Here is a 22,662-nt window from a genome sequence, read left to right as displayed (position 1 = left end):
ATAGGGGCAGATAATGACATGGATGAGTGATGATGAGTACTGCAAACTTACTGGGCTGGATATAAACGCAGTCAATGATTTAGTAGAGCATGGTAAACTTACAGTAAAAACTGAAGATGGTGTGCGATACATTGATCCATCAAAAGGGGCTACTGAGGTTGTTGTCCCTGCAAAGCTCAAAGAGCTAAGTGAAAAGAACAGACATGAGATGCTAGTACAGCCAGAGTTTGTTGAGAAAACCATTGGAACCATTATAAATCTGCATGAAAAAGTGCTCGATGCAAAAGATGAAACGCTCGAAGCAGTACGCGTAGAGAATGAATTTTTGCGAGAAGCACTTGCTTCTTTACAAGAACTTTATGATGAAGATAGACAAACCATCCATACTCTGCAAGAACAGCTCAAACTCTCCCAGCAAGAAGTAGAATTTATGCGTCGTAAATATAAAATGATGTGGAATAAAGCCATAGAAGAGCATACCAACTAAATGAAAATTCAAGATGCTTGTGTAGATTGTATTATCAATCAAAGTGCAAGGGTGGCAGATGCCATTCATGCAGATGAAAAACTCCAAACGCAGCTTATCTCTACCGTTGAAGAGATGAGTAAATCTTTCTCCTTTTCACAGACTCCTCCCCAAATCGCAGCCTATGTATATGAAAAAATGGCTCTCATTGCAGGTAAAAGTGATCTGTATGATGAGATGAAAGAGCACTCTACACAAAAAGCACGCTCTTTTGTGCCACAACTGCGCGAAGAACTTGCAAAAAGTGATGACAAACTCTTAACAGCTACAAAAATAGCAGTTGCAGGCAATGTTATAGATTTAGCTGCTGAGGTTGCGTTTGACCTTGAAGAGGAGCTCTATAAAATCTTTGAAACAGAGTTTACACATGATGATTTTGCACAGCTCAAACGCAGCTTGGAAAATGCAAAGACTGTTTTGGTCATTGGAGATAACGTTGGAGAGCATATTTTTGATTATGTGTTTATAGAGACATTACAAAAGCTCTATCCAGACGCAGCGTTTTCTTATATGGTGCGTGGTGTGCCCATTATTAATGATGTAACGATGAAAGAGGCTAAAGAGGCAGGTTTTGACTCACTTTGCAACTTAGTAGATAGTGGTGTGAATACTCCAGGCTTTGACTATGCTCGTGCAAATGATGAGGCAAAAGCACTCTATGACAGTGCCGATATAGTAATTTCAAAGGGGATGGGAAATTTTGAGTCACTTACTCCCACACATAGAGAAAAGGTCTATTTTTTATTCAAAGTAAAATGTAATGTGATCGCTAACTTTTTAGGTGCTGAGGTTGGCGATATAATTTGTAAGGTTGTATAGGATGAAGGGAATGAAATTTCTGCGGATATTTATTTTATTCTTTTTTGTGACTAATCTTATGGCTAGCGGTAGTTACTCTTTCTCTCTTATTAATATGCAAATGGATTATAGAGAATTCGATGCAAATGGAAATATTTTAGATAGTGAAAAGGCAAATTCCATTTTTGGATGGGAAATAGGTTATACATTTAATTTAAATTGTGATTTAAAAAGATATTCGAGTATTGTATTGAAAGCAAGTGAATTTTCAGGATATGCTAATTATGAAGGTGCCGAATTAATTAGTGGTAACCCTACAGTATCTTCGACATATGAAAATGTATATGATATTAGTTTAGCTTATTTAGAAAAGAGAAAGTTGGAAAACTTTGGAATTTTGTATGGTTTAGAAGGAGGGTATCATTCATGGTATAGAGAGCTAAGTTCTAATCAAAACGAATTATATTATTGGTTTTATGCTGCTCCTACAATTGGTATAAGTAAAGAAATATATAAAAATTTTGATATAAAATTATTATTGAAATACAAATATGCACTTAATCCAAAAATGAAAGCAAATTCATTTTCTGATGATTTTAAATTAGGTACGACTAGTACAATAGAGTTATCTATTCCATTTATATATAAATATAATAATCAAGTAAATATTTTTACTGAATATGTGATCTCACAGCAAAATATAGCTAAATCAAATTTTGTATCAGGTTATATAGATGGTAAGTATTATAATACAATATATGAGCCAGATAGTACAGCAAATAACCAATATATTAAGTTTGGCTTTACGTTTAAATACTAAAAAAGTCTCTTTGGCTATAATGGCAAAATAATTTTATAAGAGAGAAAAAATGATAACTTTTAGCGAAATGTTACTAAAACTACAAGAATTTTGGATGAAACAGGGGTGTAATATTGTACAGCCTTATGATATTCCTGCAGGGGCTGGGACATTTCACCCTGCTACTTTTCTTCGATCACTCGATTCTACTCCTTGGGCAGCAGCTTATGTTGCTCCATCTCGTCGTCCGACTGATGGAAGATATGGAGAAAATCCAAATAGACTTGGTTCGTATTACCAGTTTCAGGCTATCATCAAGCCATCACCAGACAATATTCAAGAACTTTATTTACAGTCTTTAGAGTATTTAGGACTTGATGTAAGTAAGCATGATATCCGTTTTATTGAAGATAACTGGGAATCACCTACACTTGGTGCTTGGGGACTTGGCTGGGAAGTTTGGCTTAATGGTATGGAGGTGACTCAGTTTACCTATTTTCAACAAGTTGGTGGTATAGAGTGTAAGCCAGTAACTGCTGAAATTACCTATGGTACAGAGAGACTTGCGATGTATTTACAGGGTGTTGACACTGTATTTGATATTGTTTGGAATGTAGATGCAAATGGGAATAAAACACTCTATAAAGATGTGCATAAAGAGAGTGAAATAGAGTTTTCACACTATAATTTTGAAATAGCAGATACTGAGATGCTTTTTGCTGATTTTACTGCTAAAAGTGATGAGTGTTTACGAACACTAGAAGCTGGATATCCTTTGCCTGCTTATGATTTATGTATGCTCGCTTCAAATACTTTTAATGTCCTTGATGCAAGAAAAGCCATTTCACAAACTGAAAGACAAAACTACATTTTAAAAATTCGTGAACTCTCACGCGGATGTGCAGAACTCTACAAAGCACAAGAGGAAGAGCGTAACAAGCGTATAAACGCATAAATATTTCAATCTGTCATATTTTTAAAATGTTTTTTGATTTTTTTCTATAATGTGGGTGTTCTTGCCGATTACTCGGCAAGACAAATCTGCTTTTTGGAGGTCAAAGATGAAATATCTTGACACTATCCTGAAAGTTTTAACTATCGTTTATATGATGATTAAAATTTATCAGGCAGTAAATTAGAGGGGCACAACCCTCTAATCCCTTAAAGCAGATTATATCATAAAAAGGAAAATTATGAAAAATTTAGAAGATATGGTTTTAACTCTCATTATAGTAATTATGGTCTTTATGATAGGAAATTTATATAAAAGAGTAAAAAAACTCGAAGACAAAATCGAGTAGTTATTATGAATTTATCCAAAGATATTGCAGCGAAATTTAAAAAGCTTGGTATTGATTCCTTTTTAGAACTCTCTCTTTTAATTCCTCACTCCTATGAAGATTACAGACTGCACTCGCAACTTCTTCCACAAAAAGCACAACTTATAGATGCAACTGTTGAATCTGTTTATAAAGCACCAAATTCCATACAAGTAACCTTTTTTGCACATAATTTAGGATATACCATTCAAGGTGTTCTTTTTCGTCCTAAACCCTATATGTTGCATCAGTTTAAAGTGGGAGATAGAGATTACTACTATGGAATTATAGATTGTAAACAGGGACATTGCTCAATGAGCATGCCAAAAAAAGTGACAAACATTGGTAAAATCACACCAAAATATAAAACAGCACTAAGGAATGATGTTATGCTGCGTTTGGTGGAGAAATACCTTACAAAAGAGAACTTGTTAAGTGAGGGTATAAACGCAGCGATAGCAGATACCGTGCTGCAACTTCATTTTCCAAATGTAGAGACACTTGATGCAAGAGAGCTAAATAAAACATCTTTAGAAGCACTGAAGTATATAGAGCTCTACTCTTATATGCGTCTCTTAGCTGGGAAAAGACGCTACTTTAAAGCACTGAAATCTTCAAGTAGAAATTACGCTCCATGGACTGAAACTCTGCCTTTTGTGCTTACTGATGAGCAGATAAAGGCAATAGAAGATATACAAAATGATTTGAAAAAAGATGTAGCAGCAAAACGAATGGTAGTGGGTGATGTTGGGAGTGGTAAAACCATGGTGATTTTAGCAGCAGCCTATATGATGCTTCCAGAGCGATCCATCTTGATGGCACCTACAACAATACTGGCAAATCAACTCTTTGAAGAGGCGCAAAAATTTCTACCAGATATAAAAATAGCCCTTGTAACAAACAAAACAAAAAAAGAGGATTTGAGTGCTTATGATTTCATCATTGGTACTCATGCACTTTTATACAGAGAGTTACCAAACGCAGCGCTTGTGATGGTGGATGAGCAGCACCGCTTTGGAACATTGCAGAGAAATATGCTTGAAAAACTTGTGAGTGCTAATGAAAAAAGACCACACTATTTGCAATTTTCTGCAACACCTATTCCTAGAACACAAGCTATGATAGAGAGTGCGCACATTGATGTAAGCTTGATTACTTCGACACCCTTTACAAAAGATATTGATTCATCAGTTATTCATAAAAGTGATTTTTCTACACTTTTAACGCATATAAAAGCTGAAATTGCGAAAAAAAACCAAGTCTTAATTGTTTATCCTTTAGTAGAGCAGAGTGAGATGCTTGATTATCAGAGTATTGATGAGGCACGAGGGTATTGGGAGAAGAACTTTGAGAATGTTTATGTGACGCATGGAAAGGACAAAGAAAAAGAGCAGGTACTTATGGATTTTAGAGAAAAAGGAGATTTGCTTATCTCCACAACTGTTGTAGAGGTTGGCATATCTTTGCCTCGACTTACCACTGTTGTGATTGTAGGAGCGGAGCGGCTTGGGCTCTCAACACTGCATCAGCTTCGCGGACGAGTGAGTAGAACGGGGCTTAAAGGCTACTGTTATCTTTACACAAACCAGCAAAAATCACAAAGGCTTGAAGAGTTTGTACATACTACAAGTGGATTTGACATAGCAAATTTGGATTTGAAATTTCGCAAAAGTGGTGATTTGCTTAAAGGTCTCTCACAAAGTGGAAGTCAGTTTAGATGGATTGATTTTGCAGAGGATGAAAAAGTGGTTAAGCAAGTAAAACGAGACTTGAAAATTTGAGCTTAATAAAGCCCAAATTTTCCATCGTTGCGTTTGTAGAGAACGCGTGTTTTGTTTTCGTTGTCTAAAAAGATTTCAAACATTTTACCACTTGCTTTGAGATCTTCTAAAACATCTTCAACTTCACGAGGTTTGTAGAGATCTAATTCAACCGGAACGATTTCATCTTCTATCTCTTGAGATGCTTCTTTCACATCAATATTTTCTGCTTTAACTTCATTGAGACCAACTTTTTGATGATCTGTAACTTTGTCATGTAGACGACGGAGCGCTTTTTGTGCTCTATTTGTAGCTAAATCAATAGCAACATATAAATCTTCATCATTTTGTTTAATTATAATTGTATTTTTATGAGCTAAGTTGATAACAAAATCAACAAATGCATGTTCTTTGCCTTTTTTTGTTTGTGAAGATGCAATGACATTGACTGAAATAATGTCAAGATTAAATTTTTTTAATGTTTCTATAGAAGATGAGATATGCTCTTTAATAGCATCAGTAAGTTCAATATTTCTTCCTGTCATACTAATATTCATTTTAAATCCTTTTTTGTGATATAAGTCAATTATAGCATTAAAAAGTTGATAAAGGATTATAAATTTATAATTTTTGTATGCTTCTTTTAAAATATCGAATAGGCTCACTAACTACAGTCGGATTAACTACACTTACTGATATATCCATCAAAACAGAACCATTTTGTTCGGGAGTGATAACAGTGGCATAGACATTGTCATTTGCCGTGCCATCATCCACACATCCGGCAGGAAGTGGAGTTGTATAGATAAATCTATTTGTAATGTCAATTTGATAAATACCGTCTTGTATGAAGTGTAAATCATTAAAATGTGTGCAGGGTCCATCTTTGGCAATTTTTAAAAGAGAGTATTCTGCTGCACTATGTGCTTCTAGTACGGCTTGTTCATAGAGATAGAGGTCAGCTGTCTTTTTCGTGGACTTTGCACTTAAAAACATGGCTAATGCCATTATTGTCGAGATGACAACTATTAGAGCTATTGCCATAATCATAGCAAAAGCTGGTTTCGCTTTTCTATTGGCTAAAAAATTGTTTTTTCTTTGCATAAAGAGTACTCCTCTGCTAAGTCACTTTTGGTACAAACTTGAATCTTCATAATTGAACCTATAGACATAAACTGAAATGTGCTTACATCTGTCATTAAAATGGAACTCTTACCGTTTGTCATTTTTGCACCGTTCCATGGTTGATAGTCATAATATAAACGCAGTGTTCCTTTGTTGTTTGTTCCAGGTTCATAGACAATAGCGTAGGCTGTCCATGCAAGCAAATAGTACTCATAAACATCCACACCACTAAAGTCCACTCCATTTGAGCTTGTAAAGGCATTGGCTGTACCTGCTACGCTTGTTATGGGATGCATTGCTCCTTGTTGGTTGTTAAGTGCTCCATTCCAACCATATCCTGTTTGTACATTACTGTTTGATCCTACAAAGTAAATAGCGGCATCATTTATAGTTGTATTCCCATCACTTAAATCACTAATCATTGTATTTATATTAGTGGTATTTGTTTGAGGAGAAATAAGTCTATTTTTAGCTCCTGCATCTAGGTCTATTATGCCACTCCAATCTGGAAGATAAGGTGTTCCACTGGTGTTGAGATCTAACCCTCTTCGGCTCTCTTGGGCAATACCAACCCACTCTAAAACTTTATAATTGTTGCCTGTTGCATCGGCAATGGCTATAGGGTTTGCATTTTTAGAGGTTCTCGCTATAACAGAATCTTTTATTCTATATTGAAGACGAGCAGCAATTGTTTCAACAGCAGTTTCACTTTTTGACTGAAGTTCATTATTAATTTTCGCAAATATAAAACTTTGGTATGCTTTTGCTAAAAATTCCACACCAAATTTTCCAATTATTCCCATAATAACAATGACAAAAATTAGTTCGACCATGGTAAACGCAGCATGCTTTTTCATTTAATAGGCCTTTTTGTAGTAATCGGTTTCACCGATATTTGTTACATATGTTTTAAGTGATGTTAAAATAGTACCATTTGAATTTTTTATAGTGACTTGAATAGGTTTAATATTTGTATTATTATTTAAGTCACCAAATGTAGCTTTATTTCCTACTATAACTTCAGATTTATATTTATCTTTATAACCTTCTTTATCTGGAGTTGGATTTAAAAATATTAATTTATAGCCATGTGCAGCATTCTCAACAGTTTCTACAGTTGTTGAATTACTATCTGCAGGCATTGTTATATTACTATTTAAGCATCTTCTATGTAAAGGCTGTTCAATTTGACCAGGGAGGAGTCTATAACGAGGAGAACTAGTATTGTTATCACACTGTCCATTAATATCAATGACTTTTGCATAAGAGTTAGGTGTCGTAGGATTTATAGAATTTGCATCCCAATGGTATGTTGTTGCTTCGTTTAATTCAGTTGCTGCTGCAAATATAGCTTCTTGGATAATGCTGCTTTCAATACCTTTTTCTGTAGCGCGAGTCATCATAGGTAGAGTAAGTACAGTAATTGCAATAATAACAATCGCAAAAATTAACTCAATAAGAGTAAATGCAGACTTTTTTACCACATTAGTCTCCTATTTGTAATATCTGCTGCACTCTTTTTGGTTGTAGAATCGGTTTCGTGTTCTCCTGCCCAACCTGCTGAACTATTTATAAATTCAACTTCAAATCCATTTTTCTTTGCATTTTGATTGTATTTATTATAAATCAACCAATTAGAAGCATTTATTTCCATTGTTGTTTTATATGGGTAGCCATTAGTGCTTGCCGTGGAGTATTTAAGATGTGCTTTTGTTGGTGTTTGGGTATCGATTGCAGTGGCTTTAACATTACCCGAACCCAAAGGAAAGCCTCTTTGATTGATGCTGTTTACTTGACCATCTTTAGCAGTTTTATGTTCTGTATTTATAAACCATCTGGGATCATCACTGTATTTTGAGTTAAATTTATCTTGTAAGAGTGATTTGTTACCATCATTTGATTTATTACCATCATTCGATAAGTCACAATAGACCTCATAATAGATAGAAACATTTCCATCAGAACCAAAATATCTCTGTCTTAATGCATGTGCTCTACCATAATAGTGCTTGATTTTATAGTTTAAATCTTTTTTCCCCTCTGCTGCGTTTGAGAGATTGAGGTCAGCTGCATATGCACAGTTTGCAGGAGTACTACATTCAACTTTATAAGTTTTAAAAGTAATGAGCTCTGGATTTATAGCTTTATTTACAGCTCGTGAGTAGTTAAGATTTAGAATTGTTTTTACCTCTCCTTTTGCAGTGGGAATAAAATCTGAGCTTGGTAAAGAGATAGTATTTTGTGTATTGTTCAAGTCTTTAAACTCTTCTCTAATCTGTGTAGAATTTTCATCTAAGATGTGGAGTTTGTACTGATAGGCAACGGGTAGGTTGATGGTAACTTTGTCCACTTTTGCTTCTAATGGTTTGGCATAACAGCCATCTACAAAATTTGTTGTTACAATAGCATTTTTTCCAACTGCTTTGATATTTCCATCGAGATGAAAAGACATGTTCTCATCACTACTTTTGTTCATATCTGACATATATATAAAAGTATCAGCTGTAATGTTCGCATCATTATTGATGCCAACAGAAGGTGTTACCCCTGAGAGATCAAATTCATAAGGGTGTATAGTTATATTGATATCTACATATTTTCTGTGGTTGTCAATGTTGGTATGTACTGAGCTGATATTACATCCGTTAAAATGATCAAATGCATTTTCACCTGCTACATAAGCGCTGTTAAGTACACAATCCGGAGTATGTTTAAAGTAAGATCCTGTATGGTGGCTCTGCACAATGCTGTCTATTTTTGTCCATGAAGTGTCAAGTAAAGAGAGTCGGTATTCACCTATCTGTGATACCGAGTTGTTTTTGTCACTATGTCCATCCCAAAAATTTACGCTTGCATTTTTATCAGTAGTATCAAGACATGAAGGTTTTGCAGTAGATGGTGACCAAAAATATTTTGCACTTGCTCCTGATATATCTTCATATTTTACATTATAACCTCGTGATGAGTTGTTATCTATATGGTTTGTTGCGTTTACCTCAAGAACATAAGGGTAGCCAGCAGCAAGATGTAAGTTTTGAGCCGTGAGTGTTGTCGCGCCTGTATAATTTGGCGTTAGATTAATATTTGGCAGACCCGTAGTATTTTGATCTTGGTCATAAATGTTTTCTGAAAACGACTCAGGGCGTATAGCAAAGTTGTCGCGGGAACAGATGAGTTTTGTATTGATACCGTAGATACACTCCATACAGGTATCAAGTTCTGTTTTTGTCATTGCATCGTCATAGTTAGTGCCTGATGTTGTACATGAACCACCATTACTCTTTGTACATTGGTTATATTCAGTATCATTTGGTAAATTGAGTATATTGTATTTGTTATTATTGTTATTATTGTTATTATTGTTATTATTGACAAGAGTTTCAAGTTGAAGTAAGTCTCCATCTTCACCTGCAAGATTATAACTTATTCTAAACGCAGCATCTTCACGGGCAATTTTGTTAAATGTTACATCATCAGGTATAAGCGGTACTTTAGACTGTGCATTAAAAACAACCCAGACTCTATCACTGATAGAGTTTGTGACTTCACTACAGGTTGCTGTAGTGTAGTGGAAAGATTTTAGGTCAAGCATGTCGACACCTACAACGGTACTGATGTTTTTAAGAGTATGCAAATCAGGGTTTGTCGTTGTGTTCGCATCGACAGAGACAACACTTAAATCACCACGTCTATTGGTTACTTGTGTGTTTATATTGTAGTAGTAGTTGGAATCATCTGTATAGAGACCATTCTCAATTATGTTGAAGTAGCCATAAACCGGTGCATAGGTACCGATACCTCCACTACAAATAGGAATATCTTTGTCAATAAAGCTTGATCTATTTATAGTGATACTATCATTTGCCGACAGAGGGATAGTCAAATCATAATCTATACGTGCAATAATAGGAAGCTCTAGAGATCGCTGATGAGGATCAAGTGATGCATAGATATAAAAGTAGTCAAACGCATTAAACGAACTAACAGGAATACCTTTTACATAGCTGTCACTGACATTGAGCTGTGAGTCATTAACTTTTGTTCTTGTAAAGCTGTTTGGCTCTGTTACCCATACGCTGTCTCTGTGGTAGGTTGCTTGTGTTGTATTAATATCAATAAGGTTAAATACAATGTTGCTTGCAACAATTTCAGAATCTTTTGTATTTTTAAAGTACATAGCAAGTTCAATCGGCTGGTTTGGATTATTTGCTACAACATTTGCTGCATTTATGTAGGGACCTTTACTTGAGTCATAGCCCTCTGTAAGGTAGATGCCGTTTTGTTTATAAGCATAATCGTAGCAGATATTTGGCTCTCTTAGACCGTTGATCTTATTTACAAATACACCGGTATCCCAATTTGCATCATCGGTATCGGCAATAGCCATTTTAAAATGGTAGGTTTCACCTGGTGTTAAGTTGTCAAGTGTTGCATGAAGCTTATGTGTAAGACCATCATACTCTACAAGTATTGGAGAGGTGGATTGTGTACAATTTGGACCACCATTACCTGTATTACAGTTATTGATAAAATAAGAAGTATTTGTCAATATTTCTGGTATATTAGGATCATTATATACCCCAACTGAACCATCGTTCACATTATTGACTGTTACTGGTGCGTAATTATTGATATTATCAATCTTAACATAAGTCTGGTTATCTACAACCCGTGCAATATTGTATGTTTGGTTTAAATCACCCCCAGAGACAAAAAATCCAAAAGCATCGTTAAATCTAGAACCAACATACTCATTGTATTCATCTGAGGCAAATTGATAATCAATCAATAAAAGTCTTGTATTTTCATCAAGGGTAACATCAAATTCAAAAATAACAGGATTATAAATTGAACGTGTATCGATAGCTGTCAAATCTGGATCGTTATATGTTCCTGACTCCCTGATAGAAGTCTGCCATGAAGAGTTTGTTGTAAAAGATTCTTGCACATTCATACCGGTAAGAATAATACCCTTGTCAATTTCAAGGTTTGCACCTGAGCCGTTTGTGTAGATACCAACCTGTTTTCCTGATCCATGAGTGATTTTTGGGTTTGTAATTGTGATTCCAACACCCTGAATTTGTGCTGCTAGTTCCTCCGCTGTTACATTGTATCTACAGTTTGCAGTAGAACCTGCAGGGCAGGCAGTATCTCCAAAAAGAGATGGCGATGTGAAAATAAATAAGGATGTAAAAATGGTGAAAGTTTTGATAAAATTTATAGTTTTCATAGCGTCCCCTTTAGAGTAAAATCACTGCACCACATAATAGGGCTCAGTAGCAAAGCATAGTTACTATATTGCATTATCTAATGAGTAAGCTTTAAAGAAGCTGAAATCTCTTTTATTTAATGCGTGTTATATATCTTTTAGATAAAATAACAATCTAATTACGAAAGGAAGTCTATTCTATGAAGAGAATGTATATATTTTTGAGTTTGTTTGCGTTGAGTCTGCTTTTTAGTGGATGTTCAAAAAATGTTGATGAGTATAATAAACCGGCCGTTTATTGGTATGGTAAAATTATAGAATCCCTCTCAGATGGAAACTATGATAAGGCTGATGATTACTATTCATCACTGCAAGGTGAGCATATTGGTTCACCACTTTTACCCGAGGCAACGATGATTTTGGCAATTGCACACATGCATAATGGGGAGTACCTTTTAACGGAACATTTTTTAAATGATTATATCAAGCGTTATGCAAACGCCAATGAGATAGAGTTTGCAGAGTATTTAAAAATCAAAGCAAAATATAAATCACTGCCACACCCAAGAAGAGATCAGGTTTTTATTCAAGAGGCTATTAAACAAGCTGAATCGTTTGAGAGGAACTATCCACGCTCTATGTATTACTCTTTAGTAGATACAATGCTTACGAGACTTTATCTTGGAAGGGCTTCGTTTGATGAGAGTATTGCAGGCTTGTATGATAGAATTGATAAACCAAGAGCAGCAAGATATTATAGAGATCTTGATCCTCAACCATGGATAAACTGGAAAAATGTTACGCCAGCTAAGATTCCTTGGTATAGAGAGTGGTTTGTTGGAGATGGTAAATCAAGTTGGTATGCTTTTTTAATACCAGATACAAAAAGTGTTGTTTCACGAAATACAGTGAGCGATAGTGATGAAAATATAACGAAGTAAAGGATGAAAATTTATGAAATTGAGTAATTATGGAGAATTTCCTGCTGATATTCCAGTAATAGCAGAAGATGAACTTTTTTTATACCCGTTTATGATATCGCCACTTTTTTTAAGTGATAAAGAGAACATAAACGCAGCAACAAAAGCTATAGATAACAACTCTCTTGTTATTGTATGTACAAGTAAAGCAGGACATGAAGGTGAGCGGGATTTTGATGCTTTATATGATACGGGTGTTGTTGGCTCTATTATGCGTAAGGTCTCTCTACCTGATGGAAGGGTAAAAGTGCTTTTTCAAGGACTTGCACGTGCAAAATCTCTTTATCAGATCTCACAAAATCCTCTTATAGCACATGTTGATATAATTGAGTCTTCAGATGTTGATACACTTAAGGCTGATGCCATTTTAGAAGTAGTGAGAGAAAAGGTAAGAGCGCTCTCTACGGTAAGTAACTATTTTCCTCCCGATTTGCTCAGAACTATAGAAGAGAATCATGACCATAACCGTATTATTGATTTGATTTGTTCTACTATTAAGCTTAAAAAAGAGCAGGCATATAAACTTTTTGTGGAGAGTGATACTGAAAAAAGATTTTTGGATTTGATTGATTATCTTATTGAAGAGATAGAAGCAAATAAGTTGCAAAAAGAGATTCGCTCAAAAGTGCATTCACATATTGAAGAGGTAAACAAAGAGTACTTCTTAAAAGAGCAGATGAAGCAGATTCAGCAAGAACTTGGTGTTGATACTTCTCGTGATGAAGAGATAGAAGAGTATAAGAAACAACTTGAAGCAAAAAAAGAGAAGATGACAGAAGATGCTTATAAAGAGATTTCTAAACAGTTAGAGAGATTTTCTCGTATGCATCCTGACTCTTCTGATGCTTCTATGACGCAGACCTATCTTGACTGGGTTTTAGATATCCCTTTTGGAAATTTAGCGAAAAAATCACTAAAGATTGAGACAGTAGAAGAGCAGCTGGACAAAGATCACTTTTCACTTGAGAAACCAAAAGAGCGTATAGTAGAGTATTTTGCAGTTAAAGAGCTGCTTGAGCTTCGCGGTATTACTGCGAAAAAAAGTGCGGGTGCAATTTTATGTTTTGCAGGACCTCCAGGGGTTGGAAAAACATCACTTGCTAACTCAATAGCAACTGCACTAAAGCGTCCTCTTGTAAGAATAGCACTTGGTGGACTTGAAGATGTAAATGAACTTCGTGGTCATCGTCGTACTTATGTTGGGGCTATGCCTGGGCGTATTACTCAAGGTTTGATTGATGCTAAAAAAATAAATCCGGTGATTGTCCTTGATGAGATAGATAAAATAACACGCTCACAAAGAGGTGACCCTACCGCAGCACTTTTAGAGATATTGGATCCAGAGCAAAATAGTGAATTTCGTGATTATTATCTTAATTTCGATTTAGATTTAAGTAATGTCATTTTTATTGCCACTGCAAATGATATTGGGCGTATTCCTGCTCCACTTCGTGATAGAATGGAGTTTATTACACTCAGCTCTTATACTCCTCAGGAGAAGTTTGAGATAGCGCGTCGCTATTTGATTCCACAAGAGTTAAAAAAGCATGGACTGAAAAAAAATGAGCTTAGTATTTCTAAGCCGGCTTTAAAAGATTTAATACACTCTTATACACGTGAAGCGGGAGTGAGAAATTTACGTAGACGAATTGCAGAGATGTCTCGAAAAGCTGCCTTAGATATACTTAAACATCCTGAGATGAATAAGGTCTCTGTATCTATGAAAAATTTAAAAACATTTTTTGATAAGAGTGTTTTTGAGATTGAAAAGACTGATAGAATTCCAGTTGTAGGTGTTGTAAATGGTTTGGCTTGGACTGCGGTTGGTGGTGACGTACTTAAAATTGAGAGTATACGCATCAAAGGTAAAGGAACGCTTCAGCTCACTGGTAGTCTTGGTGATGTGATGAAAGAATCAGCGCGCATTGCCATGAGTGTTGTCAAAACACTTATAGATAAAAGAAAACTACGTATTTCACAAGATAATATCCCTTTGACATTTAAAGAGAAAGAGGAGATTGTGGAAGTTGATTCTAGTGAAGTTTATAAGCGCTATGATCTACATATTCATGTTCCAGATGGAGCAACTCCAAAAGATGGACCAAGTGCTGGTATTGCTATGGTAAGCGTTATAGCATCTATACTAAGCTCACGTAAAATTCGTTCTGAGATTGCAATGACAGGAGAGGTCTCTTTGAGTGGAGATGTGCTTCCTATTGGCGGTTTAAAAGAGAAACTTATTGCAGCATATAAGGCTGAAATGACAAAAGTATTGATTCCTGCAAAAAATTATGAAAGAGATTTAGAAGATATTCCAAAAGAGGTGCAAGAAGCACTTGAGATTGTTCCCGTTAAAAGAGTTGAAGAGGTTTTAAAACAAGTTCTCGTGTAGAACTTGTTGCATGTTTATTAGAGGATGACCGTTGCCATTTTTTTGAGCAGGTCATCATTTCTAATTGGTTTCATGAGAAATCCATTTGCACCTGATTCGAGTGCCTCATTTTTTTTAGTTTCATCTGTTGTTAGAACAATAATAGGAAGTTGACGAAGGTTGTCATCTGCTCTTACGACTTTTAGCATCTCTATGCCATTCATTATGGGCATTATAATGTCTAAAAGTATTAAGTCTATGTCATCTCTTGCTTTGAGTACCCCAATGGCATCAGAGCCATTTTTTGCTTCTACAACCTCTTTGACATGACTATTTTTCATCAGCATAGATTTTAAAAGTTTTAAATTAATTATATCATCATCTACTGCTAGGACGATCAAATCAGTTCTTTGCATCTATTTTCCTTTATATAAATTTTTCAATAACTAAACGCAGTAAATCTTTATTTACTATATTGCGTATGGTTTCGTGTACATAAGCTAGATCTTCGCCATTATTGTCATTGTTATTCATTAAGACAAGGTATGTTTCTAAATTACTCTCTTGACTTGCTGATTTAACAAGTTTTGAAAATGCTTCAATGTTTAAGTTTTGTAACTCTTTGTCAAAAAGAATAACTTTGTAATTGTTATCTGCAATCATACTCTCTAGCTCTGCAGTAGTGTTAGCAACGTCATAGCTATAGCCGAGTGAGTCTAAAACTTTCTGAAAAAGTTTTGTTTCAAAAGGACTTTTTTTAGCAAGGATTATATCTGCTTTGTACTCCTGTTTTTGTCTCTGCTCTGGTATTTGTTCTTCTTCCTCTACTGCTACCTCTTCTACCTCTTGTTCTTCTACAGCAGCTTCTGGTTCCTCTACTTTTATTTCTTCTGTTAGTTCTTCTTCTATTGCTGCTTCAGGCTCAATTTTAATGTCTGGTTCTTCTCTTGCATCTATGATTTTATCAGATAAAAATTGTGTCAATAGTAGTACAATTTCAGAACGTACAAGTGGTTTTGTGGTGTATTCATCAAGCCCAGCTTCTATAAATCTTTCTCTATCACCTTTAAGGGCATTTGCTGTTAGTGCAATAATAGGAACATGAATTCTATGGTAATCTTCTTCAAACTCTAAAATCTCTTTTGTCGCTTCAATACCATCAAGGAATGGCATTTGAATATCCATAAATATAAGATCAAAATAACCATCTTTACGTTTTTGGAATGCTTCAAGCCCATTGGATGCAATACTAACTGTAAGACCTAAATCTTCAAGTGTCCTTTTTATCAATTTTTGATTGATAATATTGTCTTCAGCAACTAAAACTTTTGCATTAAATTTTGCAGATTCCATATCAATATTAGTTAGAACCCTTTTCTCTTGTATTAGAGTTATAAAATTTTCACTTTGATAACTCTCAAGTGCACTTTTTAATTTTGTATTGTTGAGTGGTTCATAGAGTGTTTTAAATATTTCAATATCAAAACTCTCAATAGTCTTCATATAAAATGATTTTGTGATTAAAATCAGTTTTTGGCGAAGAGATGCATACCAATTAAGCTCTCTTTCATTACAGTGTTCATAATCAACAAAAAGTAAATCATAGTTAATTTGTTTTTGAAGACTCTCTAATTCAGCTAAATCTTTGTATTTTGTATAACTTACACCATAAAAATCAAGGTATTCTAAGAGGTAACTATCTTGTCTTTTTGTTTTATGTTTTGATTCTAAAATAAGAGCATTAATTTTTGAATAAGCTCCTTTAAGAGTCCTATTCTTCGTTTTAATCTCTTCAAAGTCAAGGGTAAAGAAGAAAGTTGTTCCCTCTCCTGGTTCACTTTGTAAATCAAGTTGTCCGCCCATAAGTTCAATAAATCTAGCAGAAATGGTAAGTCCTAGACCTGTACCACCATATTTACGTGTAATAGAAGTATCTGCCTGTGAAAAGGCTTCAAATATTTTTGATTTTTGCTCACTTGTAACACCAATACCACTATCTTCCACTTCAAATCTAACTCTTGTAACACCCTCTTGCAGTGAAGTTTGTTTTCTAATGTCGACATTAATCACTCCAGAGCTACTTGTGAACTTGACTGCGTTTGATAGAAGATTTATGATTACTTCTTTAATTTTTGTTGGATCACCTTTAATTGGCTGTTCAAGTTCCGGATCTATAAAACAGGCTAAGTCAATCTGTTTTTCACTAGCACGAACAGAGTAAACTTCAACAGCACTTTCAAACTCTTCTATAGGATTGAAAATAACATCTTCAATTTCTAATTTATTACTCTCAATTTTTGAAAGGTCAAGAATATTATTGATGATTTCTAAAAGATTTTCAGAACTTTTTTCAATAATTTCAACAAATTCAGATTGTTCGTCTTGAAGATCTGTATCTTTTAAAAGTTCAGTAAATCCAACGATACCATTGAGTGGCGTTCGTATCTCATGTGACATGTTTGCTAGAAACATTGATTTTGCTTCACTTGCTTCTTGTGCACTCTCCTTATCAAGCCGTGTTTGCTCAATAATATGTTCAAGAAGATTATAAGCTTTTTCCGTACCTTTTGCGGTATGAAGATTTATTTCTCTTTTTTGGGAAGTGTCATTTGTATCATCTGCAACTCTTTTTAAAACATTTTCCAGATTAAGAATATTTTTAGCAATTTCATTAGAGAGTAAAAATCCAAAAATTGCTAATATAACTGAAATAAGCCAAATTGTAAGGGTAATTGCAAGGAGTTGTAGAGCATCTGTTTTAATGGTGGCAGCTCTTGCATCCATTGTCTCAAGTAGTATCTCTTCAGCATTAGAAATCATATTAATTTTTTCAGAAAGCATAGCAAACCAAACACCCGCGTTTGTATCATATTTCCCTTGCGCGGCCTCAACCAAAATTGCAGCTCTTTGGCCATTTATATCTTCTAATAATTCTGTTGCATCCTCATTTTTAAAGATATTGTTAAGCTTTGATACTAGCATTTTATTCTTTAAAGTATCATAGTCTAAGGCATCTGCTTTTGCAATAAGGGAAATCCATTTATTAATTGATTCTTCATTTAAAGGGGTCGATTTAGCAATAGTATATGAGAGGTAGTCTCTTTCTGCTGCAGTATATGCACTTGCTCGAACAAATTCTATATACTTGTTCGCGTATTCATTGATATTTGTGTCGAGTTGCTCATTCGTAATTTTTTCAAGTTCTTCAATTGCAATATTTCGAGCTTTTGCGTATACATTTTGATAAACATTTTCAAAACTTATTTTATGCTCATCTACCAATAGACGAGATTGTTGAATCTCTTTTAAAGCAACACTTAGTCTGTTAGGAGATTTTTTGATATTTTGTAGATATTTTTTTGCTAAGGTATCTACAATTTTTCTCTGCTTTATTAAAGATTTAAGAGTGTTTTGTGAGGAGTTTGCAAGGTAAATAACGGTCATACCTCTCTCTCGTGAGATATTATTAAGTAGGTCATTGAGCTCTCTATTAGTTGAGAGCTTATTTTGTAACAGTTGGGCAGCTTTATAACTGTCGTAAGAAGTATACACAAAGTAACTTGTTACAAAAAATAGAATAACAATTGGTAGTAGGCTGATAAGTCGTAATCTGTTTTTTAAGCTGAGTTGCATTGTTAAGCTCCTACTTTTGATAACTGGTCTACAATATTTTGAATTTTATGAATGAGCTTGAATGACTCATCTTGATTTGTTGAGTGTGTAAGTGCTTTAAGTTCACTATTAAAACTATTTATTCTCATATTTTCACTCATTCCCTGGAGTTTCATTACTTCAAAGTTAACGAGCTCAAAGTTGTTGCTTTCAGCGGCATTTTGCATCTCTTTGATAAGTATGTTTGTTTCATGAATATAATCACTAAAGAGTTCTTTGAAACTTTCAATATCAAGTCCAATTTCATTTGCTACTTTCTCTTTTGAATAGTTGATTTCAATAGTTTCTTGAGCTTCTTCTGGAATGATTTCTTGAGGTTCGTCTTTAAAGGTGAGTGGTAGTTCTTCTTCTTCTTGGATTTTTATAGGCTCTTCAATAACATCATCTTTAAGCTCAAGTGAAAATTCTTCTTGTTTCTCTTCTTTCCCTTGATTTTGCTCTTGCACTTGTTCTGCTTCAACTGTAACTATTTCATCGATCTCTTTATCAGCTAGTTTAGCAATAATTTTGTAAAACAGATCTAAATTTGTTTGAATAACTGAAATATCAGGAGTAGTATTAATAAGTGCGAGAACTTCAAATGCATCCTCAATTCTTAAGTTAGCAGCAACACCTTTGAGTTTATGAGACAAGGTTTTAACATTGTCAATATCTCCATCATTTAGTGAACTATAAAGTTCAGGTTTGAAATCTTCAGCTTGTTCTATAAAATCTTGAATGAACTCTTCTATTAAATCAAGTGGTAGACCTAACTCTTTTGAAGCTACTTCTGGGTTATAAATATATCCATTGTCAAATTTTTCTTTTTTAGCTATTTTGGTAGGAGGTGTGACATTCGCAAAAGGTTCTTCCTTGAAGTCAATATCAAGTTTTATATCATTAGTGTCATATACATCTTCGACAGCAGGGACTTCTTGAACATTCTCCTGTACACTTTCTTGAACTTGAGGTATAAATTCATCTATATTATTGCTCTCACCTTCTGGAGGCAATATATCTTGTACTGGTGTTTCTCCTATTTCTGGTGTCAGGATTTGCTCTGTTTCATGAACTGGTTCTACTATAGGTTTGTTATGTATCGGAGTAGATTTTTGCAAAATATCATCATGAATATGCTCAACTTCTCCATTAGATAAAACTCTTAAGTTGTTGAGATGAATAAGATATGCTTTTTCTATTGGATTATCGCTGAGATAAGCATATGTAATTAAGAGATTGGCGGTAAAGTTTTTCCCATTTGCATTAATAATAACTTTTTGTATTTCACCATCATCTGCACAATCAATAAAATCTATCCAATGCACATGTTGAAAATTGTGGATATAACCAGGTGTTTTTACAAATAAATCAGCAAAATCTGTTACTTCACTTCTTAATGAAGATAGATCATGATAGCCCAGTTCTTGGAGATCTTTAGCATCTATACCTAAAAATTCTTTTTGAAAATTATATATTAACATTGTCTCTCCTTACTTTTGCGTCTCTAACATTTTTTGATAAATCTCTTCATGTTCTTGAATATCTTTTCTCGAAGCAGCTTTTCTTGCTGCTATGTAACCTATGATTTCATCATTATTATCCCGTACAGGAAGTATTTCTGTCTCCACCCAATAGTAAAGACCATCTTTACGCAGGTTTTTTATAAGTCCGTTCCAAGCTTGTCCAGATTGAATTGCTTTCCACATCTTTTTAAATACCTCTTTAGGCATATCTGGATGTCTGAGAATATTATGTGATTGACCTATTAACTCATCCTTTTTATATCCTGAAACTTGAAAAAAAACTCTATTTCCATATGTAATAATACCTTTTATATCTGTTTGGCTAATGATCACATTGTCATCAAAAAAATACTCTTTATCTTTTGGGATAACCTTACTCATAAAAAAACCTTATAATTGTTTGAATTATTAATCTATCACAAATATATCATAAAGGGATAAAAAAAAAACTTATTTATAAATATTTTTGATGGTTTTTGCATCTTTTGTATTTAAAAGTGAAGAAATATCATTTTGGGTAACATTTTTGAGTGCTTCAAAAGTTCCAAAATGGTTTAAAAGTTTTTGCACTTTTGCCGGTGAAATTCCATTTAGATTGAGCAGTTTACTCTCTTGGTCGAGTTTGAGCTTGGTTTTTTTATGAAAGGTAATAGCTGCTCTATGTGATTCATCTCGTAAATTTTGGATAAATTGTAATCTTTTGTCACTGTTTTTTAGTCTAAAAGCTTCCTCTTTTGTGTAAATAATATCATTTGCTTTTCCTTTAGCTCGATGTGCCTTTGCATCAACTTTTTCTTTAGAAATAGCAATAACATCTAAAAAAACGCCATTTGATTCTAAAATTTCTAAAGCAAGTTTTAAAAGTGTTGCTCCACCATCGAGTATCCATAAATCTGGTGGAGAATTTTTAGAAAAACTTGCAACGCGACGAGAGAGTGTCTCTCTCATTTGCGCATATTCATCTCTTGCGTTTAGATGGTAAGTTCTATAAGATTTTTTATCAAACTTTCCGTTTTCATAGACAATCATAGCCCCAACAGTAGCCACCCCTGCCATATGTGAATTGTCAAAAGTCTCAATTCTTAGAGGGACTCTTTCTAAGTGGCATAAATCTTGAATATCTTCTACTATTTTAGTGTTAGATATGTTTGTTTCTCTTGAGAGTAACTCTGCTGCGTTTAGTTTTGCAAGAGCGATTAAATCTTTTTTCTTACCTCTTTGTGGCATCGATATAGAGGCTTTTTTTTCAAATATCTTGCTTAAATGCTCTTCTATAAGCTCTAAGTCATCAAACATATTTGCAACTAAAATAGGTGCAACGATAGGGGGCTTTTCATCTTTATAAAAATCAATCAAGGCACGGGAATAGGCCTCATTTATATTAAATCCCTCATTTAGATTTATATAGTTGTGAGTAGAGGAGATGATTTTACCATGACGCATAAATATACGCACAACAACGGCACGTTTGGGGGAGTGCTCTATAACAAAAATATCATAATTTTCATCTGTTGCGAAATCTATGTCACTTTTAATCTCTGAACGCTCAATCCTCTCTATTCTATCACGCAGTTCACCTGCCTCCTCAAAACGCAACTCCTGGGCATAAAAGTTCATTTTTTCTTTTAAGTTTTTTGTTAAAAATGTTTTGTTTTTAATGAGTTTTGTAGCTAAATCAATCTCTTTTTGATAACGCTCTTTTGAAACTGGAAGTTCACATGGCCCTAAACACTTCTCTATTTGATAGTATAAACAGAGTTTTTTTGATTTAAGAGAACCCTTTTTTTGGACAAGTTTACAGATTTCATAGATAGAGTTTAAAATATCTCTTGCACCAACAGAATAGGGACCAAAGTAGGTAATGTCTTTACTCTTTATAATTTTTCGTGTTATTTCAAAACGGGGATACTCCTGAGAGTTGTCAATGTAAATATAGGGGTAGGTTTTATCATCTCTTAAGAGTATATTGTACTTTGGATTGAGTTGCTTGATAAGAGAGTTTTCAAGAATGAGTGCATCATGTTCGGAGTTTACGACGATGTAATTCATGGAGACTGTCTGCTCTATCATCTTTTTTATACGCACAGAAAGATTTGTATTTGCCCCTAATTTCGGTGTAAATTTCCAATAGCTTTTCACTCTGTTTGCAAGATTTTTTGCCTTGCCAACATATAAAAGGTGACCATTTTTATCGAAGTATTGGTAAATTCCCGCAGAAGAGGGGAGTTGTTTAATCGTCTCTAACAGTTGCATTTTTCTCTTTTATGATGTTTTGAATAGACGCTACAAGCGATTTGAGTTCTTGGTTATGAATGTTTATTTCAAACTCTCCACTTGAGCGTTCTGTGTATCTTTGAGGCTCTTTTTTTTCTAATGTGAATACTTTTGTAGGAGTATGTGTAACAAATGCTTTAATATCTTGGATGTTATCTGCTTGACACTCATCAGGATTATAGAACTTTAAAGCACTTTTAATGCTTTGTATATTATTATCAAACTCTTGTTTGGCACCTGGATGGTTGAGTACAAAAAAAAGTGTGTTGTTTTTTATGTATGCAAACTTGACCATCTTTTGTAAAGGTGGCGAAAATAACGACTGTA

At 34.3% G+C, this 22,662-nt stretch carries 18 protein-coding genes; 7 read left to right on the top strand and 11 right to left on the bottom strand.

Annotation, left to right across the window (positions count from 1 at the left end):
• The first annotated feature begins 13 nt into the window (after positions 1–13).
• From MV589_RS03630 to recG, 5 genes are all read left to right on the top strand, one after another.
• Positions 14–487 (top strand): DUF3972 domain-containing protein, encoded by a 474-nt coding sequence (locus MV589_RS03630; RefSeq protein ID WP_297432131.1) that lies wholly within the window; start codon positions 14–16, stop codon positions 485–487.
• Entirely contained in the window at positions 488–1,345 is an 858-nt protein-coding gene (locus MV589_RS03625) for a damage-control phosphatase ARMT1 family protein (protein ID WP_297432129.1), read from the top strand.
• Between the two features lie 10 nt (positions 1,346–1,355).
• Positions 1,356–2,144 (top strand): hypothetical protein, encoded by a 789-nt coding sequence (locus tag MV589_RS03620; protein ID WP_297432127.1) that lies wholly within the window; start codon positions 1,356–1,358, stop codon positions 2,142–2,144.
• 49 nt (positions 2,145–2,193) lie between these two features.
• Positions 2,194–3,078 (top strand): glycine--tRNA ligase subunit alpha, encoded by an 885-nt coding sequence (glyQ, locus tag MV589_RS03615; protein WP_297432125.1) that lies wholly within the window; start codon positions 2,194–2,196, stop codon positions 3,076–3,078.
• Positions 3,079–3,429: 351 nt separating this feature from the next.
• Positions 3,430–5,223 (top strand): ATP-dependent DNA helicase RecG, encoded by a 1,794-nt coding sequence (gene recG / locus MV589_RS03610; protein WP_297432123.1) that lies wholly within the window; start codon positions 3,430–3,432, stop codon positions 5,221–5,223.
• Positions 5,224–5,225: 2 nt separating this feature from the next.
• On the opposite strand, the gene hpf is transcribed toward recG, so the two are convergent.
• The 5 genes from hpf to MV589_RS03585 form a co-directional block, all read right to left on the bottom strand.
• Positions 5,226–5,759: a ribosome hibernation-promoting factor, HPF/YfiA family gene (gene hpf / locus MV589_RS03605; RefSeq protein WP_297432121.1), complete on the bottom strand. Its 534-nt coding sequence runs from the start codon at positions 5,757–5,759 to the stop codon at positions 5,226–5,228.
• A gap of 64 nt (positions 5,760–5,823) precedes the next feature.
• A complete protein-coding gene (locus tag MV589_RS03600; protein WP_297432119.1) occupies positions 5,824–6,306 on the bottom strand; it encodes a hypothetical protein in 483 nt (160 codons plus the stop codon).
• Positions 6,282–7,184, bottom strand: a complete 903-nt coding sequence (locus MV589_RS03595; protein ID WP_297432118.1) for a type II secretion system protein — start codon at positions 7,182–7,184, stop codon at positions 6,282–6,284. Before MV589_RS03595 ends, MV589_RS03600 begins: the two co-directional genes overlap by 25 nt.
• Complete coding sequence (locus MV589_RS03590) at positions 7,185–7,811, bottom strand: type II secretion system protein (protein ID WP_297432117.1); 627 nt, start codon at positions 7,809–7,811, stop codon at positions 7,185–7,187.
• Positions 7,805–11,557, bottom strand: coding sequence for a choice-of-anchor L domain-containing protein (locus MV589_RS03585; RefSeq protein WP_297432115.1), 3,753 nt, complete (start codon positions 11,555–11,557; stop codon positions 7,805–7,807). Before MV589_RS03585 ends, MV589_RS03590 begins: the two co-directional genes overlap by 7 nt.
• A 179-nt stretch (positions 11,558–11,736) precedes the next feature.
• Here MV589_RS03585 and MV589_RS03580 point away from each other — a divergent pair, with 179 nt between their 5' ends.
• Entirely contained in the window at positions 11,737–12,477 is a 741-nt protein-coding gene (locus MV589_RS03580; protein ID WP_297432113.1) for an outer membrane protein assembly factor BamD, read from the top strand.
• Between the two features lie 13 nt (positions 12,478–12,490).
• Positions 12,491–14,908, top strand: coding sequence for an endopeptidase La (gene lon / locus MV589_RS03575; protein WP_297432111.1), 2,418 nt, complete (start codon positions 12,491–12,493; stop codon positions 14,906–14,908).
• Between the two features lie 17 nt (positions 14,909–14,925).
• Here the strand turns inward: lon and MV589_RS03570 are convergent, their stop codons facing one another.
• The 6 genes from MV589_RS03570 to MV589_RS03545 all read right to left on the bottom strand — a co-directional run bounded on the left by MV589_RS03570 (position 14,926) and on the right by MV589_RS03545 (position 22,630).
• Positions 14,926–15,303 (bottom strand): response regulator, encoded by a 378-nt coding sequence (locus MV589_RS03570; RefSeq protein WP_297432110.1) that lies wholly within the window; start codon positions 15,301–15,303, stop codon positions 14,926–14,928.
• Between the two features lie 10 nt (positions 15,304–15,313).
• The gene (locus tag MV589_RS03565) at positions 15,314–18,520 is read right to left on the bottom strand and encodes a hybrid sensor histidine kinase/response regulator (protein WP_297432108.1); all 3,207 of its coding nucleotides are present in this window, start codon (positions 18,518–18,520) and stop codon (positions 15,314–15,316) included.
• A gap of 2 nt (positions 18,521–18,522) precedes the next feature.
• Positions 18,523–20,019 carry an Hpt domain-containing protein gene (locus MV589_RS03560; RefSeq protein ID WP_297432106.1) on the bottom strand — a complete coding sequence of 499 codons (1,497 nt, stop codon included), beginning with the start codon at positions 20,017–20,019 and terminating at the stop codon, positions 18,523–18,525.
• Between the two features lie 9 nt (positions 20,020–20,028).
• The gene (locus MV589_RS03555) at positions 20,029–20,442 is read right to left on the bottom strand and encodes a PAS domain-containing protein (RefSeq protein WP_297432104.1); all 414 of its coding nucleotides are present in this window, start codon (positions 20,440–20,442) and stop codon (positions 20,029–20,031) included.
• A gap of 69 nt (positions 20,443–20,511) precedes the next feature.
• A complete protein-coding gene (uvrC, locus tag MV589_RS03550; RefSeq protein WP_297432102.1) occupies positions 20,512–22,314 on the bottom strand; it encodes an excinuclease ABC subunit UvrC in 1,803 nt (600 codons plus the stop codon).
• A complete protein-coding gene (locus MV589_RS03545) occupies positions 22,292–22,630 on the bottom strand; it encodes a hypothetical protein (RefSeq protein WP_297432101.1) in 339 nt (112 codons plus the stop codon). The genes uvrC and MV589_RS03545 overlap by 23 nt, the downstream gene beginning before the upstream one ends.
• Between the last annotated feature and the right edge of the window lie 32 nt (positions 22,631–22,662).

The sequence above is a fragment of the Sulfurimonas sp. genome (assembly GCF_026991475.1).
Lineage (GTDB): Bacteria > Campylobacterota > Campylobacteria > Campylobacterales > Sulfurimonadaceae > Sulfurimonas.
The sequence above is the reverse complement of the archived record's forward strand: the minus strand, read 5'-3'. Positions and strand labels throughout refer to the sequence as shown.

Bases quoted from the DNA above. Each gene is read 5' to 3' on its own strand.
- MV589_RS03545 (WP_297432101.1), bottom strand. From the start codon at position 22,630: ATGGTCAAGTTTGCATACATAAAAAACAACACACTTTTTTTTGTACTC.
- MV589_RS03585 (WP_297432115.1), bottom strand. From the start codon at position 11,557: ATGAAAACTATAAATTTTATCAAAACTTTCACCATTTTTACATCCTTA.
- MV589_RS03565 (WP_297432108.1), bottom strand. From the start codon at position 18,520: ATGCAACTCAGCTTAAAAAACAGATTACGACTTATCAGCCTACTACCA.
- uvrC (WP_297432102.1), bottom strand. From the start codon at position 22,314: ATGCAACTGTTAGAGACGATTAAACAACTCCCCTCTTCTGCGGGAATT.
- MV589_RS03630 (WP_297432131.1), top strand. From the start codon at position 14: ATGACATGGATGAGTGATGATGAGTACTGCAAACTTACTGGGCTGGAT.
- MV589_RS03625 (WP_297432129.1), top strand. From the start codon at position 488: ATGAAAATTCAAGATGCTTGTGTAGATTGTATTATCAATCAAAGTGCA.
- recG (WP_297432123.1), top strand. From the start codon at position 3,430: ATGAATTTATCCAAAGATATTGCAGCGAAATTTAAAAAGCTTGGTATT.
- MV589_RS03580 (WP_297432113.1), top strand. From the start codon at position 11,737: ATGAAGAGAATGTATATATTTTTGAGTTTGTTTGCGTTGAGTCTGCTT.
- MV589_RS03555 (WP_297432104.1), bottom strand. From the start codon at position 20,442: ATGAGTAAGGTTATCCCAAAAGATAAAGAGTATTTTTTTGATGACAAT.
- lon (WP_297432111.1), top strand. From the start codon at position 12,491: ATGAAATTGAGTAATTATGGAGAATTTCCTGCTGATATTCCAGTAATA.
- MV589_RS03600 (WP_297432119.1), bottom strand. From the start codon at position 6,306: ATGCAAAGAAAAAACAATTTTTTAGCCAATAGAAAAGCGAAACCAGCT.
- MV589_RS03560 (WP_297432106.1), bottom strand. From the start codon at position 20,019: ATGTTAATATATAATTTTCAAAAAGAATTTTTAGGTATAGATGCTAAA.
- MV589_RS03595 (WP_297432118.1), bottom strand. From the start codon at position 7,184: ATGAAAAAGCATGCTGCGTTTACCATGGTCGAACTAATTTTTGTCATT.
- MV589_RS03570 (WP_297432110.1), bottom strand. From the start codon at position 15,303: ATGCAAAGAACTGATTTGATCGTCCTAGCAGTAGATGATGATATAATT.
- hpf (WP_297432121.1), bottom strand. From the start codon at position 5,759: ATGAATATTAGTATGACAGGAAGAAATATTGAACTTACTGATGCTATT.
- MV589_RS03620 (WP_297432127.1), top strand. From the start codon at position 1,356: ATGAAATTTCTGCGGATATTTATTTTATTCTTTTTTGTGACTAATCTT.
- glyQ (WP_297432125.1), top strand. From the start codon at position 2,194: ATGATAACTTTTAGCGAAATGTTACTAAAACTACAAGAATTTTGGATG.